The organism is Methylogaea oryzae (assembly GCF_019669985.1).
GTDB lineage: Bacteria > Pseudomonadota > Gammaproteobacteria > Methylococcales > Methylococcaceae > Methylogaea > Methylogaea oryzae.
Map to the genome: position 1 here is coordinate 1,198,682 of NZ_AP019782.1, position 14,620 is coordinate 1,213,301.

Below are 14,620 nucleotides of genomic sequence, written 5' to 3' on the forward strand. Positions count from 1 at the left end.
CCCTAAGGGAGAGGGCTAGGGTGAGGGGATCACGTGGCTGTGGGCTTGGCCGACGGCTTGAGCCGGTACCAGTCCACTCGGCGCGTCACCGCCATGACCAGGCTCAACAGCACGAATAGGAACGACGAGCCCAACAGCAGGGAATAGTCCTCCGAGGACAGCAGCACGTACAGCACCCCGTAGAGCGATGCCAACACCGCGGCGAAACCGGCGCTGAGCCGGCGGTTTTGCAGCAGCCCGGCGACATAGAAGCACACCTGGCCCAGGCAAGCCGCGCTGGCCAGCAGGTAGGCGTTGAAAAAGCCCAGATGTTCCGCCAGGGACAGCAGCAACAGGAAAAACATCGCCAGGGCCATGCCGATCAAGCCGTATTGCACCGGATGCATGGCCTTGCCGCTCACCGCTTCCGTGCACAGCAGGTAGGCGAAGGTGATCAGCACGAACAAAAAGCCGTATTTCATGGCCCGCTCGGTTTGCAGGTACACGTTGACCGGGTCGATGAGGGACACCGCCAGGCTGTTGGCCAGGATTTCCTGCGCCGCCGCCGGGTTGGCCGCGCAGCGTTCGAACGCCTGCTGGATATTGCTGGCAAAGTACGAAGTGGACAACCAGGCGCTGAAGCCCTCGGCGCCGACCTCGCGTTTTTCTGGTGAGTAGCGCCCGCTGAAGCTGGGATGGGGCCAGCTGGAATGCATGGCCACGGTGGTGGCCTTGCCCACCGGCACGAAGCCGATGCCTTCCAGGCTTTTCACGGTGATTTCGACGGCGAAAGCGTGGCTGCCGCCGCCAACATCATCCAGCTTGGCGTGCAGTCCGGCGCCGATAGCGGGCAATCGGGTATCGGCCTCGAACGCGGTGTTGTCGCCGTCCCAGGTCAGACGCGGCAGGCCGACGATGCCGCGCGGGTCTTTCACGCCCAAAGCCAGGTAGGGCCTGCCCCATTCGGTCTGGTAGCCCGGCCCCGACGCTTCGGCCGGCTCCAGCTGGAAGCGGCCTTTGGCGGTGATGCGGGCGGTAAACAAGGTGGCCCGGTAAATGCCCCGGCTGCGGGCTTCGTGGGCTAGTTCGGACTCGACCTCCAGCGTTTCCGGCAGGATGTAGCGGGTGCAGCTTTTGCCCGCATCGGCCGCCGTTTGCGGCGCCGCGCCGCCCTCGGCGGCCGGCAGGGGCCGCTTGGTGCAGGGCAGCACCAGCACCGGCCCGACGATCTGCTGGGCCGCGGCCGTGCCGGCGGCAATGTCGTTGAGCGCCTGCGCCCGATAAGCCTGCCGCTCGCCGTTCAAGCCGCGTATGGCGGACAAGGGCGCCAGCAACAACAGGGAAATGCAGCCGATGGTGAGGAGCTTTGCGGTAAGGGATGACATGGTCTTCTCCTGAAAACGAAGGATGGCGGACGGATGTCACTATCCTCCCGTTGTGTGAGGAGAAAATGCGGTGCGGGTGAAGTGAATGTGAAGCGGCGAAAGGCCGGTTATCCCCAGCGCCCGGTAGGGCGGAACGCGCAGCGGTTCCGCCTTATCGTTTATTGTTGGCGCGTTGGAACGGGGAGGTTTTCAATAGGGGGTGTCTGTATACAGGGGGGGCGAGCCTTAATATTTACCGCTGTATCGTTACGTTGGACTTCCTGTCGTCAGCCCAACCCACCGCGCTTCACCGGCCGCAAAACAAGCGATGCGTAGAACGTGCGGGAGCGGTCTTTCGATCCGAGCGTAAGCTGTTGTTCGACGGCTGTACGCCCTTCTTTACTCTGCCTTTATTTCCCTGCGCTATCTGCGCTTGAGAGCTGCCGCTGAGCAAAATGCTGCGCCAGCAGCTTGGGCCTTGATTACAGCATCGGCGTCAATGGCTTGAGTCGATTTGGCCAAAGCAATCTGTACCATCGCGCTGTCACAGAGACCCAGTTCAATCCCAGCGGCCTCTGATCGCAATCTGCGCGACACAACCTCGTGCTCATCAGGATGCCCAAGCGCACGATGAAGGACACAAAGCCAACATAGCGACTGAATCATCCCAAGACGGTCCCGGAGATGGACTCGGAGGTTAAATTCCTTATCGAAATTTTGTAAGGCAGACTGGCTGTTACTCTCGAATACCCAGAATTGCCCAAGCCAATGGTGCGCATTAGCGACCCCGCGCGGGTTGAAGGTCGATACCGATATAGCCATGTAGCGCTCGAGAAGGATTGCAGTGTAATCTTGGACTTTACCTGAAACCAGATTTGCCCAAGCTGTTCTGCCGAGAGCCACGCCTATTGCGCGCCGCGATTCCAAGGACTCGGCAATAGCTAAGTGAATACCAAAGTGCCTCAAAGCTTCCGAGTGTTGCCCGCGAGCAACGTGCAGCCTCCCAAGGTGATTCGCTAGATTACCCCGGGTCGTGAGCACCTCGACAACTACGTTGCGGTCACTTTGTTCGTATAGGTTGTTGCTCGCTTCGTCCAAAACTCGCTGTGCATTAAGTATCCACCCTTCTGCAGCAGCAATATCACCGCGATCTAATTCAATGAGCGCAATATTCCCGCACGCCATTGCGGCACCAGAAATGTCGTTGTCCTCATTGCACCCATCAACGGCAGCAAGGAGGGATTGACGAGCGGCCACCCAATTCCCGATATATGCATCTGCCATTCCCGCGTTGTTGAGAAGAATATTTCGAGATCGTAAATCGATTCCAACAGTCTGGGCTGCGACCTGCCAAATGGTGCTAAGCCAATGAGGATCGGCGCGCAAATCGAGTAGTAAGGCTAGCGTACGAATCAACTCCAATGCCGGCGCGTGTTTACCCTTGAACTTCGCTTCGATCGCACCGTCAACCAATTGAGCTAGCTCTGGAAGGATAACATCGAATCGGTGCACCGCTTGAACCGCGGTTGGGCCGCCCATCAAATATTGGGAGCGAAGGTCGCGAGCGAGTGCAGTCCATTCATCTGGTGTTGAAGGATAGAAGGCCCTGGGATTTGACTGCGCGAATTCTCTGCGTAGTGATGGTGCAAGGTTTTCGCCTTCGGCGCTCAGCGACGTATACGGGAGATCTGGGACCGCGACTAGTCGTCCTCGAGTAATTACGTGAATTCGAGGTAAACCACATGCAAGCCAACGTCCAGAAGCCGTTAGCCACTCATGCTTGACCCAAGCCTTTGTGGTTGCGACTTGACTTGCTATCGCGATTACATCCGTTGCGGATTGAAGGCCGTCCCAAACTCGCGTCCCGACAAGCTCAAGCGGAGAGTTTCTATGAAGTTCAGCATTGTCTATCCACGTGCGCACTTGTATCGCAGAAAGAATCTGCGCCACTTCCTCCGCAAGATCGTCGTCCTCACTCGCGTGCGAGATAAACGCCAATCGGCTGGATTGTTCCAACACTCTTTCGGTCCGCGTGGAATTTGAGGTCACAGGAATGCCCTTTACTTGGGATGGTGCGTTACCCACGTCGCTGGGCACGACGGGCGATTCGGATCAGCGGGTCTCTTGCTGTAATTGGCTGTGTAGCCTCGTATGTTAACCACTGACGCCATACATAGAGTTAACCGGCGCGACGCGGCACCTCCTCTGTCACGAAGTCTAGTGTCAGGCGTGTTGGACGACGCTGCTCGGCACGCTTACCAGACGGCCGTGCCTGGGGGCTAACGAAGTAACCGGCCTGCGCGGCTTTTTTCCGGGTCCGGTTGACTGCCGGGTTATGCACTTTGTCAGCCATCTATTAGTCGTTTAAGTTCTTCGGCATAAATAATCATTTGCTGATTGATTTGTTTCATGTCGGTGATTAGCTCAAGATACTCCGGGTACTGCTTCTGAAGTTCCTGTGGCGTAAGTTCCTTCAGGCGATCAGAGTTGGCTTCATACCATCCACGAAATCTGGCCTGCCACCTTGTTAGGTGCGGTCGCAGACCGTTGTTAAGGGTAGATGTCGCAATCCGTACAAGCTCTTTCGTACTTTTTTCCTCTTTGATCAACTCTGCTGGAATGCTGCTTACAAGTTCTCGTACCTTTGTGAATAGGGCGTACCAAGAGTCATAGACCTCAACTATTACGTCGTGGTCTGGATCGATAGGGATGGCGGCCTTTCTTGTTACTAGCTCAGTCCATATTTTGTGCGCGACCTGAATGTCTTCAATATTTGGTCGCAACTCTGCTTTACCAATTTTCCCTAACGCTATGTCAACCTTGACAAGTTTAAATCGTCTAAGTTTATGGTGGTTCAGCCACCAAAATATGCCGGATACGATGGCAACTACCGCCACTACAGCCAATGAGGCATCTAGACTGAAGCTGAGCGTGTCGATGGAGAACGTCAGCTTAAGCAGTACCAAACTATCAGAGGCCATCAGTGCGTAACCACGCATACGAGGCATTTGGCGTTGTACTTCATCATATCTTGTGAATTCTGGATGAACTTGGATCTTGCTGTCCGCGCGGCGTAAGCATCTTCAATCCATCCTCCGAGTTCCTCGGGTGTCTTTGGATATACCCAATAGCGCGCATAGCAGTCCTTGCCCTCTTTGTTCCAGTTGTCCTTTATGCGAGGCGGTAAATGAGCCGAGCCACCTTTGCTCGGAAGAATAATCCCCATTAGACCATTGGGCAGGGTTTCGCCTTGTTGAAGTGAACTCTTGATTTCCCAATCTACATAACGCCGACTATGGGTGCAATTGCCAACGAGGATGATGGTTATCGTCGTGTCCTGCAGATATTTTTTTCGAATTTGCGTCATTACATAGGCAGGATCGTTGCTGTTGATGAAGTCATAATTGTCTCCTGCACCGAGAATATAAGGGGTGAACACCTCGTGCTTGGTAGCAAAGTGATCGATAAAGGCATTAACTTCGACGCGATCACCTTTGTAATGTGAAATAAATACTCTTCGTTTTGTTCCTGTGTAGGCCATCGTGAGTAACTCCTTTCAAAGAGCATGACGTTGAGTGATAATAATATAGTTAGCGCGACAATCGTCGCGATAAATGGAATCTTTCATAACCGTGCTATACGGCTTCCTTTGAGCACGCCGCTGGCGAGCCATTCTATTGTTCTCGGCAGCCGCCGTCTGTAAGCCTAGGCTTACATTTGGGCCTTTCCGTTTATCGTTACCACGTTACAACGTGGTAACGATAAAAGTTTGTGTGGAGGGGCAAACGCGGCTGTCGGCGCACGTTTGTGACGCAGGCCGGAGTAAGGCTTTTGGCCGTTTCCGGCAGCCGCCTTAGCCACAGCGAGACCGTTTGCCGAGAACGCCTGGCGGCTTATCCCGGCGTGCCAGGTGACGGCGTTAGGCCTGTCTCAGTCGCAACAGCGCCAGCACCCCGCCTTGCGGGTGGTTGGTCAGGCTCACCTGGCCATGGTGCAGTTCGGCGATTTCTTTGACGAAGCTCAGGCCCAGGCCGGTGCTTTTTTTGCCGCTGTCGGGGCGGGGCAGGGAGTAGAAGCGTTCGAACACGCGTTTTTCGGCGTAAGCGGGAATGCCGAGGCCGTGGTCGCGGATGGCGATTTGGTGGTGGTGCTGGGACGACTCCAGACCGATTTCTATTTCGCTGCCGGCGGGGGAAAACTGCACGGCGTTTTGCAGCAGGTTGTCCAGGGCGCGCAGCAGCAGGAAGCGGTCGCCTTCCACGTAGCGTTGTTCCGGTATGTCGCAGCGGATGGCGATGTGGCGGGCGGCGGCGCTGGAGGCCAGGCTGGCCGCCGCTTCGCGCAGCAAGGGCGCCAGTTCGATGCGTTGCAGTTCGGCCAGGCTGCGGCGCTTTTCCAGGGCCGACAGTTCCAGCAGCCGGTCGACGATGTCCTGGATGCGTCCGCCTTCGTCGCGGATGTGGCCGAGGAAACGCCGGCGCTGCTCGGCGGGCAGGTTTTCGTCCAGCAATTCGGCGGCGGCGCGGATGGCGGACAGCGGGCTTTTGATTTCGTGGGTGAGGGCTTGCACGTATTCTTCCACGTAGCTGCGGCCGGCCAGGGCGTCGCGCATTTCGTCGAAGGCGGCGCCGAGCAGGCCTAGAGCGCTGCGGCCTAGGCGCGGCAGGCCGGCTTGGCGGCGGTTTTTCAGCAGCTGCATATAGTCGGAGAAAAGCCCCACCGGCCGCAGCAGCCACAGGGCCACCGCCAGGGCCAGCAGCAGCACCGCCAGGCCGGTGGTGGCGCCGCCGATCAGCAGGTTGCGGCGGGCCGCTTCCACGAAGGGGCGGTAGCTGGCGGTGGGCTTGCCGACGCTGACCACGCCGGCGATGCGTCCGTCGCGGAGGATGGGCGCGGCCACGTACATGGTGGAGGTGTCGGGCCGGTCGGGGACGGCGCGGGTGGAGCGGGCGCCGTATTGGCCTTGCAGGGTGCGCAGCACGTCGTTCCAGCGGGAATAGTCTTCCCCTTCGTGTTCCGCTTGCGAGTGGTACAGCACGCGGCCGGCGGCGTCGGTGACGTAGACGGTGAGGTTCACGTCGCGCTTCACCGCTGCGAAAATGCGCGCTTCGAAGCGGGAGCGTTGCAGGGCCGGCATGGCCAGCCGCAGGCGTTCCACGGAAGGGGCGCCGTCCTGCAGGTCGGTGGCGAGCAGGGCGGCCAGCAGCTGGGCGGTGTCCACCAGCAGCTCCTCGGCCGACTCCCGGTAGCGCTGTTCCACGTCGTCGATGGCCTGCCGCACCAGCCAGCCCAGGCCCAGCACGAACACGGCGATGACGCCGAGGAAGACGCGGGTGGTTTTTCTCACCAGTCGTCCCGCAGGGCGTAGCCGCTGCCGCGCAGGGTCTTGATGGCGTCCAGCTCGGGCCGCACCGCTTTCAGCTTGGCGCGCAGGGTTTTGATGTGGGCGTCCACGGTGCGGTCGAAGCTGGCGTCCGGCTCGTCCCACACCCGTTCCAGCAACTCGTCGCGGCTGAACACCCGGCCGGGCCGGCCGATGAACAGCTTGAGCAAGCGGTATTCGTAGCGGGACAGCTCCAGGGGCTGGCCGAAATAGGCGACGCGCATTTTTTCCTCGTCCACGGCGAAGGGAACGGCTTCCACGGCGGCGGTCGGTGCTGCGCCGCGGTTCACCCGCCGCAGCACCGAGCGCACCCGTGCGGTTAGTTCCCGCGGGCTGAAGGGCTTGGCGACGTAGTCGTCGGCGCCCAGTTCCAGGCCCACCACCCGGTCGATTTCGTCGCTGCGGGCGGTGAGGAAAATCACCGGCGCGCTGGAGACGTCCGCCAGGCGCCGGAACAACTCGAAGCCGTTGATGTCCGGCAGGCCTACGTCGAGGATGACCAGGTCCGCCGGTTCCTGCCGCAATGCTTGCAAGGCCGCCGCGCCGGTGGCGCACCATACGGGAAGGAAGCCGTCGCTGCCCAGGGCGTAGGCGACGGTATCGGCGATGGCGGCTTCGTCTTCGACGAGGAGGATACGCGGCGGCATGGGGCTAACCTCAGTCGCAGCCGCAGCCGTCGCAACAGCCGCTGTCGCAACTACCGCCGTGGCAACACGTGCTGTCGCAGGCGCAGCAGTGGCCGCAACCGTCGCCGTGGTGCGAGTCGCCGCTGTGGCGGCAGGGGCTGCAAACGCGGTTGGGCAGGCATTGGATGCAGTCGCAGCAATCTCCGCAATCGCAGCAATCGCACCAGTCTCGCTTGTCTTCCTTGGGCTTGCGGCGGCGCTGGCCGTTGTCCGGGGCGGCGCGGCCCAGCAAGGCGTCTTCTTCCCGGCGGATCTGGATATCCAGCCGGCGCAGCGATTGTTGCAGGATGGCGGTGAAGTCTTGCGGTAGACCTGGCGTTTGCGACAGGGACAGGATGTCCGCCGCCAGCGTTTCGTAGTCCTGCCGCAGGGCGCCGAAGGCGGCGGCCAGGCTGAGCCCGCCGGCCTTCATCGCTTCCAGCACCGGATTGGCTTGGCCGCTGTCGCGATCGCGCCGCACGTCCAGCAGGGCGTCGGCCACCGGCAGCAGCTCGCCGGTGAGGCGGATGATGCGCCGCAGCGTGGGGCCGGCGGTCGTTGCTTGTTGGACGAGTTCTTGGAACAAATACTGGGCCAGCAGGCCGGAGCTTTCCCGCAGGGGAGCGAAGCCGCCGGCCGGATCGCGCACCAAGCCCAGGTAGGTGTCGATGAAGGCGCGGGTTTCGGCGGAGAGTTCCGCCAGTATCGGCGCCACGGCCGGGTCCAGCCGGCGCCGCAAGGCCCTCGCCCACCGGCTGCCGCTGTCGCTTTCCCAGTCGTGCAGCTTGAGCCAGGCCAGCAACAGGGAATAACGCGCCGCCCGGTCGATGCCGTCGTGGAGCACTACCGGCCGCGAGCGGCAAAACAGCCGGGCGGGGCAACCGCAGTCGGCGTCGACTGTTTCCCACTCGCCGCTGCACGCGGCCAGGCTCAGGGTCATTTCGTGGCTCACCAGCAGGCTGGCGGGCAGGCCGAATTGCCGGCGCAGGCTGTAGCACAGCGAGCAGTACAGTTGCCGGTATTGGCGGCGGGCGGAGGAGGGCAGGCGGCACAGCTGGGGTTTGAGGTGGCCGAGCATGGCGGCTATTCGCTTTGTTCGGGCGGGGCGCCGTGCTCCCAGCCATTCTCGTAAACCAGTTCCTCCAGCGGCCGGCGCCGCGCCCAGCCTTCTTGTTCCAGCATGGGACGGTCGTAGAAGGCTTCCACGTGGCCCAGGCAGAGGATGGCGGCCGGTTTGGCGCCGGCCGGCATGTTCAGCAACTCGGCCAGGGCGGCCGGGTCGAACAGCGACACCCAGCCCATGCCCAGCCCTTCGGCGCGGGCCGCCAGCCACAGGTTCTGGATGGCGCAGGACAGGGAGGCCAGATCCATTTCCGGCAGGGTGCGGCGGCCGAAAATGTGCCGTTCGCGCTTATCGCCCAGGGCCGCTACCAGCAGCTCGCCGCAGTCGGCGATGCCTTCCACTTTCAGGCGCATGAACTCGTCGTGCCGCTCGCCCAAGGCCTCGGCGGTACGGCTGCGTTCCTCTTCCACCAGCGCTTGGATGCGCCCGCGCAAGGCGGCGTCGGTGACGCGGATGAAGCGCCAAGGCTGCATATAGCCCACGCTGGGGGCGTGGTGGGCGGCCAGCAGCAGGCGTTGCAGCAAGGCCGGCTCCACCGGGTCCGGGCGGAAATGGCGCATGTCGCGGCGCTCCTCGATGGCGCGGTAGACGGCGGCGATTTCCTCCGGGCTGTAGGCGTGCACGGCTTATTCCAGCCCCAGTTTCTTCAGCCGGTAACGCAGGGCGCGGAAGGTGATGCCCAGTTGCTTGGCGGCGGCAGTGCGGTTCCAGCGGGTTTGTTCCAGGGCGTGCAGGATGGTTTGTTTTTCCAGTTCTTCCTTGTAGCTGTCCAGGGCTTCCAGGCCGGCGGCGGCGATGGGGGGCAGGGGCGCTGCCGGTGCGGCGCTTTCGGGCTGGGATGCCAGCGGCGGCGCAGTTTGCGGCAGGCCCAGGTCTTCCGCGCCGATCTCGTCGCCGTCGCACAGGGCCACCGCCCGTTCCAGCACGTTTTCCAGTTCGCGCACATTGCCCGGGAAGGGGTAGGCGGCCAGGGCGGCATCGGCCTGGGGCGTCAGCCGGCAGGCTTGGCCCTGGCTTTCCCCCTGCCGTTGCAGGATGTGGCGGGCCAGGAGGGGAATGTCCCCCGGCCGTTCCCGCAACGGCGGCAGGTGCAGTTGGATGACGTTGATGCGGTAGAACAGGTCCTGGCGGAACGCGCCTTGCTGCACCAGGTATTCCAGGTTTTTGTGGCTGGCGGAGAGGATGCGCACGTCCACGGCGGTTTCTTTCTGCTCGCCCACCGGGCGCACGGCTTTTTCCTGGATGGCGCGCAGCAGTTTCACTTGCAGGGGCAAGGGCAGGTCGGCCACTTCGTCGAGGAACAGGGTGCCGCCTTCGGCGGCTTGGAACAGGCCGGTCTTGTCGCTCACCGCGCCGGTGAAGCTGCCTTTTTTGTGGCCGAAAAATTCGCTTTCCATCAATTCCGGCGGAATGGCGCCGCAGTTGACGGCGACGAAAGGCTTATCGGCGCGCGGCCCCTGGCTATGGATCAGCCGGGCCGCCAGCTCCTTGCCGGTGCCGGATTCGCCGCTGATGTGGATGGGCGCCTGGTTGCGCGACAGCTTGGCGATTTTGCTCCGGATGGCTTGGATGGCGTCGGACTCGCCCAGCAGGACGTGGCGGTCGCGCGGGCCGTGGCCGGCGGTTTGCCGCGTCAGGCTCAGGGCGGCGTTGACCAGGTTGCGCAGCTGGTGCAGGTCGATGGGCTTGGCGACGAAGTCGAACGCGCCGTTTTTCAGGGCGCGCACCGCCGTGTCCATGGTGCCGTGGGCGGTGATGACCGCCACCGGCAGGTCCGGCTGGGCGCGCTGGATGTGGGCCACCAAGTCCAGGCCGTCGCCGTCCGGCAGCTTCATGTCGGTCAGGCATAGTAGGTACCGTTGCTCGGTCAGCAACGCTTTGGCTTGCGCCAGGTCGGCCGCGGCGTGCGCAGTCAGTTTCATGCGTTCCAAGGTGAGGGCGATGAGTTCGCGGATGTCCGGTTCGTCGTCCACCACCAAGACTTGGGCGGTTTCGTTTTGCATATCTGCCTTGGTTCTTTTGCCTCGCGACGGCGCTTACAGCTCCCGGCCGGCTTCCTCGGCGTCGCGCAGGCACAGGCGGAAGCAGCTGCCGCCACCCGCCGCCGGTATATAGCTTAGTCGGGCCTGGTTCAGTTCCGCCAGTTCGCGGGCGATGTACAGGCCCAGGCCGGTGCTGCTGAACGAGCTGGTGTAGAACGGCTCGAAAATCTGCTCCGCCAGCTTGGGGGCGATGCCGGGGCCGTGGTCCACCACTTCCACGCAGGGCGGTTGGCTGGTGACGCGCACCACGATTTTTCCCTGTTCCGGGCAGCCGTATTTCAGCGCGTTGCCGCAGAGGTTCTCCAGTATCTGGCGCAGCTGCTCCGGGTCGGCGGCGACGCGGACCGGAGCGCCGGGGCGCTGGTAGTCGAACACGTCCCGCGGCAGGGTTTCGCTCCGGTAGCCGTCGGAGAAAAATTGCTCCAGCCACTCGCCGATGTCCAGCGTGGCGCGGCGGGAAGGGCTGCGGCGGGACAGCTGCAGGATGTTTTCCACCACCGTGTCCACGCGGGCGGCGTTGTCCATCATGATTTCCGTCAAGCGCCGGTCCTGGGGCGACAGCTGGGGATTTTCCGCCAACAGCTGCGCCGCGTGTGTGACGGCACTCAAGGGATTGCGGATTTCATGGGCGATGCTGGCGGTGAGCCGGCCGAGGGAGGCCAGTTTGCTGCGCTGCACCCGTTGGTTGTAGAGGGCGTCGTCTTCCAGGAAGATCATGTCGTAGTGGCGCGAGCGGGCGGCGAAGCGGCTGAATCGCACCTGGACCCGGTTGCCGCTGACCCGCTCCAGGGTGGCGTAGTCCTCCAGCGGATGGGCCAGCCAGTCGCGGTATTTCTCCAGCAGCTCCGGCGACGCGATGTCCAGGCCGGCCGGCGCCGCGCCCAGGTTGAGCAGTTGCAGCGCGGCGCGATTGGCGGTGACGATGTGCAGGGTGTCGTCCACCACCACGATGCCCGATTGCAGGTGCTGGACGATGTATTCGTTGAGCTGGCGCAGGTCGATCAGGTCGGCGCCCCGCTGCAGCGCCAGGGCGTCGCTGTGCTCGGTGCGCCGGGCGGCGACGAAGGCCAATATAGCGATGGCGAAAAAGGCCGCGCCTTGGGCGCCGGCGTAAGTGTAGCCCCGGTCGTCGAAGGCCACGTTGAGGTGGGTGTAGACCTGCTCGCCCAGCACCGCGCTGCTGGCCAGGGCGGCGAACACCAGGGCGCAGCGGCCGCCGATCAGCAAGCCGCCGGCCGCCATGGTGACCGCCAGCAATATGCCCAAGCCGCTCAGCGCGCCGCCGGCGGCATGGGTCAGCAGGGCAATGGCGGCGATGTCGACGAAAATTTGGACTTGCGCCTGGGTGGCGTAGCCGGGGCGGCGCAGCAGCAAGGTCAGGCCGTTGACCAGTACCAGGACGAAATAGGCCAGGGCGACGGCCTGGAACAGCTTGGGATCGCTGTGTTGCAGCAGCGGGTGATTGGCTTTGGCGTAGGGCAGGCTCAGCAGCATGCCGGACAGGACCAGCCGGTAGCTTTCGTAGATCAGCAGCGAGCGCCAGGCGGAAGCCAGGGCGATGCGGTAGCCGCGGGAAAACGGGCAGGGCTGAATCAGACGGCTTTCGTCCGGCTCGCCGGCGGGAGCATGGGGTTGGCGGTTGGAGGAGGTCAGGGTTCGATTGTTCGCTGCCACGATGCGCGGCTCCGCCAGCTCGGCTAGAATTGCGCCCTACTATAGCACCCTTGCCCCATCCGGCGGACGCCGCCCTCGCCACAGGAAAACCCTTGCATACCATTACCCTAGCCATAGCCCAGACCGATTTGCTGGTGGGCGACATCGACGGCAACGCCCGGCGCGTCATCGACCTGGCCCGGCAGGCGCGCGACCGGCTGCGCGCCCAGGCCGTGGTGTTTCCCGAGCTGACCCTGTGCGGCTATCCGCCGGAAGACCTGTTGCTGCGGGACGATTTTCTGGCCCGCAGCGCCGCCGCCCTGCGGCGGGTGGCGGCCGAGGTGGAGGGTATCGACGTGGTGCTGGGGTTTCCCGAAGCGGCCGACGGGCTGCTCTACAACAGCGCCGCCGTGCTGCGCGAAGGCCGGGTGCAGGCGGTGTACCGCAAGCACTCCTTGCCCAATTACGGCGTGTTCGACGAAAAGCGCTATTTTGCGCCCGGCTCCGAACCCTGCGTGTTCCAATTGGCCGGCGTGCCGGTGGGATTGACCATCTGCGAGGACGTGTGGAGTCACGGGCCGGTGGAGCAGTCGGTAGAGGCCGGCGCGCGCCTGATCCTCAACCTCAACGCCTCGCCCTACCACGCCGACAAATACGCCCAGCGCGAGGCGGCCGTGCAGGCGCGGGTGGAGGCCGCCGGCGTGCCGGTGGTTTACGCCAACCTGGTGGGCGGTCAGGACGAGGTGGTGTTCGACGGCGCTTCTTTCGTGCTGGACGCCCAGGGGCGGGTGGCTTACCGCGCCGCCGAGTTCGGCGAAGCGCTGGCGCCGGTGGTGTTCCACTGGGACGGTCGGCACGCCGTGCCCCAAGCGGGCGAGGTGGCGCCGCTGCCGGCCCGCACCGCCAGCGTTTACAACGCCCTGGTGACGGGCATCCGCGACTATGTGCGCAAGAACGGCTTCAAGGGCGCGGTGCTGGGCCTGTCCGGCGGCATCGACTCGGCCCTGACCTTGGCCCTGGCGGTGGATGCCCTCGGCGCCGACCAGGTGGAGGCGGTGCTCATGCCTTCCCGCTACACGGCGGACATGAGCGTCGAGGACGCCCAGGCCCAGGCGGAAGCCCAGGGGGTGCGTCACCACCTCATCCCCATCGAGCCGGCGTTCCAGGCTTTCGGTAGCCTGTTGGCCGATACCTTCGCCGGCCTGCCGCCCGACACCACCGAGGAGAACATCCAGGCCCGCTGTCGCGGCATCCTGCTCATGGCCTTGTCCAATAAGAGTGGGAAAATCCTGCTCACCACCGGCAATAAAAGCGAAATGAGCGTGGGCTATTGCACCCTGTACGGCGACATGGCCGGCGGCTTCGCGCCGTTGAAGGACGTGCCGAAGCTGCTGGTGTACGAGCTGGCCGAATACCGCAACGGCCTTGCGCCGGTGATTCCGCGCCGGGTGCTGGAGCGGCCCCCTTCGGCGGAACTGCGCCCGGACCAGAAAGACGAGGACTCCCTGCCGCCCTACAGCGTGCTGGACGCCATCCTGGCGCTGTACGTGGAGCAGGATAAATCCCTGGCGGAAATCGTCGCCGCCGGTTACCCGGAGGCCGAGGCGCGGCGCGTGCTGGGCATGGTGGACCGCAACGAATACAAGCGCCGACAGGCGCCGCCCGGCGTCAAGATCACCCCGCGCGCGTTCGGCCGGGACCGGCGTTACCCCATCACTTGCGGTTTCAAAAGCGCTTAGGGAACGTCGCGTTTTCGCCGGCGTCTCCCGCGCCGCGGGTGGCGTCGGGCGCGGCGATCAGAAAAATTCGATGTCGTCGCCCTTGTTCTTCATTTCGCTGACGAAATGTTGCAAGGCTTGTTGCACCGGCATGCCGTTGATGACCGCGTCGAACATCTCCCGCTCTTCCGCCGTCGTGTATTTGCTGCGGATGGCTTGTTGCAGGGAGGCCCATTCCTGGGGGTTGAACAAGCGGCGCTGGTCGCCCACCAGGGCGCTGAGGCCGTCCAGGCTTTCCGACACGTGGCCGATGCGCTGGGTCAATTTGTCGTAAAACTGGAAGGCGACGATGGCCTGGTTGACCATGCCGGTCAGCTGGGCCGCCGTGTTTTTCAGGTCGTCCGGCGGTTGCTCCACCGGCGCGGCATCGGCCAGGGCGTCGTTGAGGGCGCCGATGTAACCGGCCATGGCGGTGAAGCTTTCGGTGAGCACGGCCACGGAACTGTGGCTTTCCGTGAGGGCCGCTTCGATCTGGCCCATGGCCAGCTGCAGCAACAGCACGGTTTCCCGTACTTGGCTCCAGCTCAGGTCGGGGGCATGGACGAGGGTTCCGCTGGGCGTATCGGCGGTATTCAAGGTAGGCTCCGAGTCAATGTCGATCCGGCGGCAAGTATAACGTGAAAGGCGTCACGC

12 protein-coding genes are annotated in these 14,620 nt (G+C 63.2%); 1 reads left to right on the forward strand and 11 read right to left on the reverse strand.

What is annotated here, in order from left to right; translation table 11 throughout:
* Positions 1-29 precede the first annotated feature (29 nt).
* The 10 genes from creD to K5607_RS05830 form a co-directional block, all read right to left on the reverse strand.
* Entirely contained in the window at positions 30-1,364 is a 1,335-nt protein-coding gene (creD, locus tag K5607_RS05785) for a cell envelope integrity protein CreD (protein ID WP_221048480.1), read from the reverse strand.
* 402 nt (positions 1,365-1,766) lie between these two features.
* Positions 1,767-3,392, reverse strand: coding sequence for a toll/interleukin-1 receptor domain-containing protein (locus K5607_RS05790; protein ID WP_221048481.1), 1,626 nt, complete (start codon positions 3,390-3,392; stop codon positions 1,767-1,769).
* Between the two features lie 296 nt (positions 3,393-3,688).
* Positions 3,689-4,324, reverse strand: coding sequence for a hypothetical protein (locus K5607_RS05795; RefSeq protein WP_054774125.1), 636 nt, complete (start codon positions 4,322-4,324; stop codon positions 3,689-3,691).
* The gene (locus tag K5607_RS05800) at positions 4,324-4,884 is read right to left on the reverse strand and encodes a TIR domain-containing protein (RefSeq protein ID WP_221048482.1); all 561 of its coding nucleotides are present in this window, start codon (positions 4,882-4,884) and stop codon (positions 4,324-4,326) included. The genes K5607_RS05795 and K5607_RS05800 overlap by 1 nt, the downstream gene beginning before the upstream one ends.
* A gap of 378 nt (positions 4,885-5,262) precedes the next feature.
* Positions 5,263-6,690 carry a two-component system sensor histidine kinase CreC gene (creC, locus tag K5607_RS05805; protein ID WP_221048483.1) on the reverse strand — a complete coding sequence of 476 codons (1,428 nt, stop codon included), beginning with the start codon at positions 6,688-6,690 and terminating at the stop codon, positions 5,263-5,265.
* On the reverse strand, positions 6,687-7,373 hold the full coding sequence (gene creB / locus K5607_RS05810; RefSeq protein WP_054774981.1) for a two-component system response regulator CreB: 687 nt from the start codon (positions 7,371-7,373) through the stop codon (positions 6,687-6,689). The genes creC and creB overlap by 4 nt, the downstream gene beginning before the upstream one ends.
* A gap of 10 nt (positions 7,374-7,383) precedes the next feature.
* Positions 7,384-8,469, reverse strand: coding sequence for a DUF5685 family protein (locus K5607_RS05815; protein ID WP_221048484.1), 1,086 nt, complete (start codon positions 8,467-8,469; stop codon positions 7,384-7,386).
* Positions 8,470-8,474: 5 nt separating this feature from the next.
* On the reverse strand, positions 8,475-9,137 hold the full coding sequence (gene bluB / locus K5607_RS05820; RefSeq protein ID WP_221048485.1) for a 5,6-dimethylbenzimidazole synthase: 663 nt from the start codon (positions 9,135-9,137) through the stop codon (positions 8,475-8,477).
* A 3-nt stretch (positions 9,138-9,140) separates the two neighbouring features.
* Positions 9,141-10,517 (reverse strand): sigma-54-dependent transcriptional regulator, encoded by a 1,377-nt coding sequence (locus tag K5607_RS05825; RefSeq protein WP_221048486.1) that lies wholly within the window; start codon positions 10,515-10,517, stop codon positions 9,141-9,143.
* A gap of 33 nt (positions 10,518-10,550) precedes the next feature.
* Entirely contained in the window at positions 10,551-12,230 is a 1,680-nt protein-coding gene (locus K5607_RS05830) for a two-component system sensor histidine kinase NtrB (RefSeq protein ID WP_221048487.1), read from the reverse strand.
* Positions 12,231-12,322: 92 nt separating this feature from the next.
* On the opposite strand from K5607_RS05830, the gene K5607_RS05835 reads away from it, so the two are divergent.
* Positions 12,323-13,948, forward strand: a complete 1,626-nt coding sequence (locus K5607_RS05835) for an NAD+ synthase (protein ID WP_221048488.1) — start codon at positions 12,323-12,325, stop codon at positions 13,946-13,948.
* A gap of 57 nt (positions 13,949-14,005) precedes the next feature.
* On the opposite strand, the gene K5607_RS05840 is transcribed toward K5607_RS05835, so the two are convergent.
* Positions 14,006-14,563, reverse strand: coding sequence for a hypothetical protein (locus K5607_RS05840; RefSeq protein WP_054774240.1), 558 nt, complete (start codon positions 14,561-14,563; stop codon positions 14,006-14,008).
* Positions 14,564-14,620 lie beyond the last annotated feature (57 nt).

Coding starts and splice junctions, on each gene's coding strand:
- K5607_RS05800 (WP_221048482.1), bottom strand. CDS start 4,884: ATGGCCTACACAGGAACAAAACGAAGAGTATTTATTTCACATTACAAA.
- K5607_RS05825 (WP_221048486.1), bottom strand. CDS start 10,517: ATGCAAAACGAAACCGCCCAAGTCTTGGTGGTGGACGACGAACCGGAC.
- K5607_RS05815 (WP_221048484.1), bottom strand. CDS start 8,469: ATGCTCGGCCACCTCAAACCCCAGCTGTGCCGCCTGCCCTCCTCCGCC.
- creB (WP_054774981.1), bottom strand. CDS start 7,373: ATGCCGCCGCGTATCCTCCTCGTCGAAGACGAAGCCGCCATCGCCGAT.
- creD (WP_221048480.1), bottom strand. CDS start 1,364: ATGTCATCCCTTACCGCAAAGCTCCTCACCATCGGCTGCATTTCCCTG.
- K5607_RS05795 (WP_054774125.1), bottom strand. CDS start 4,324: ATGGCCTCTGATAGTTTGGTACTGCTTAAGCTGACGTTCTCCATCGAC.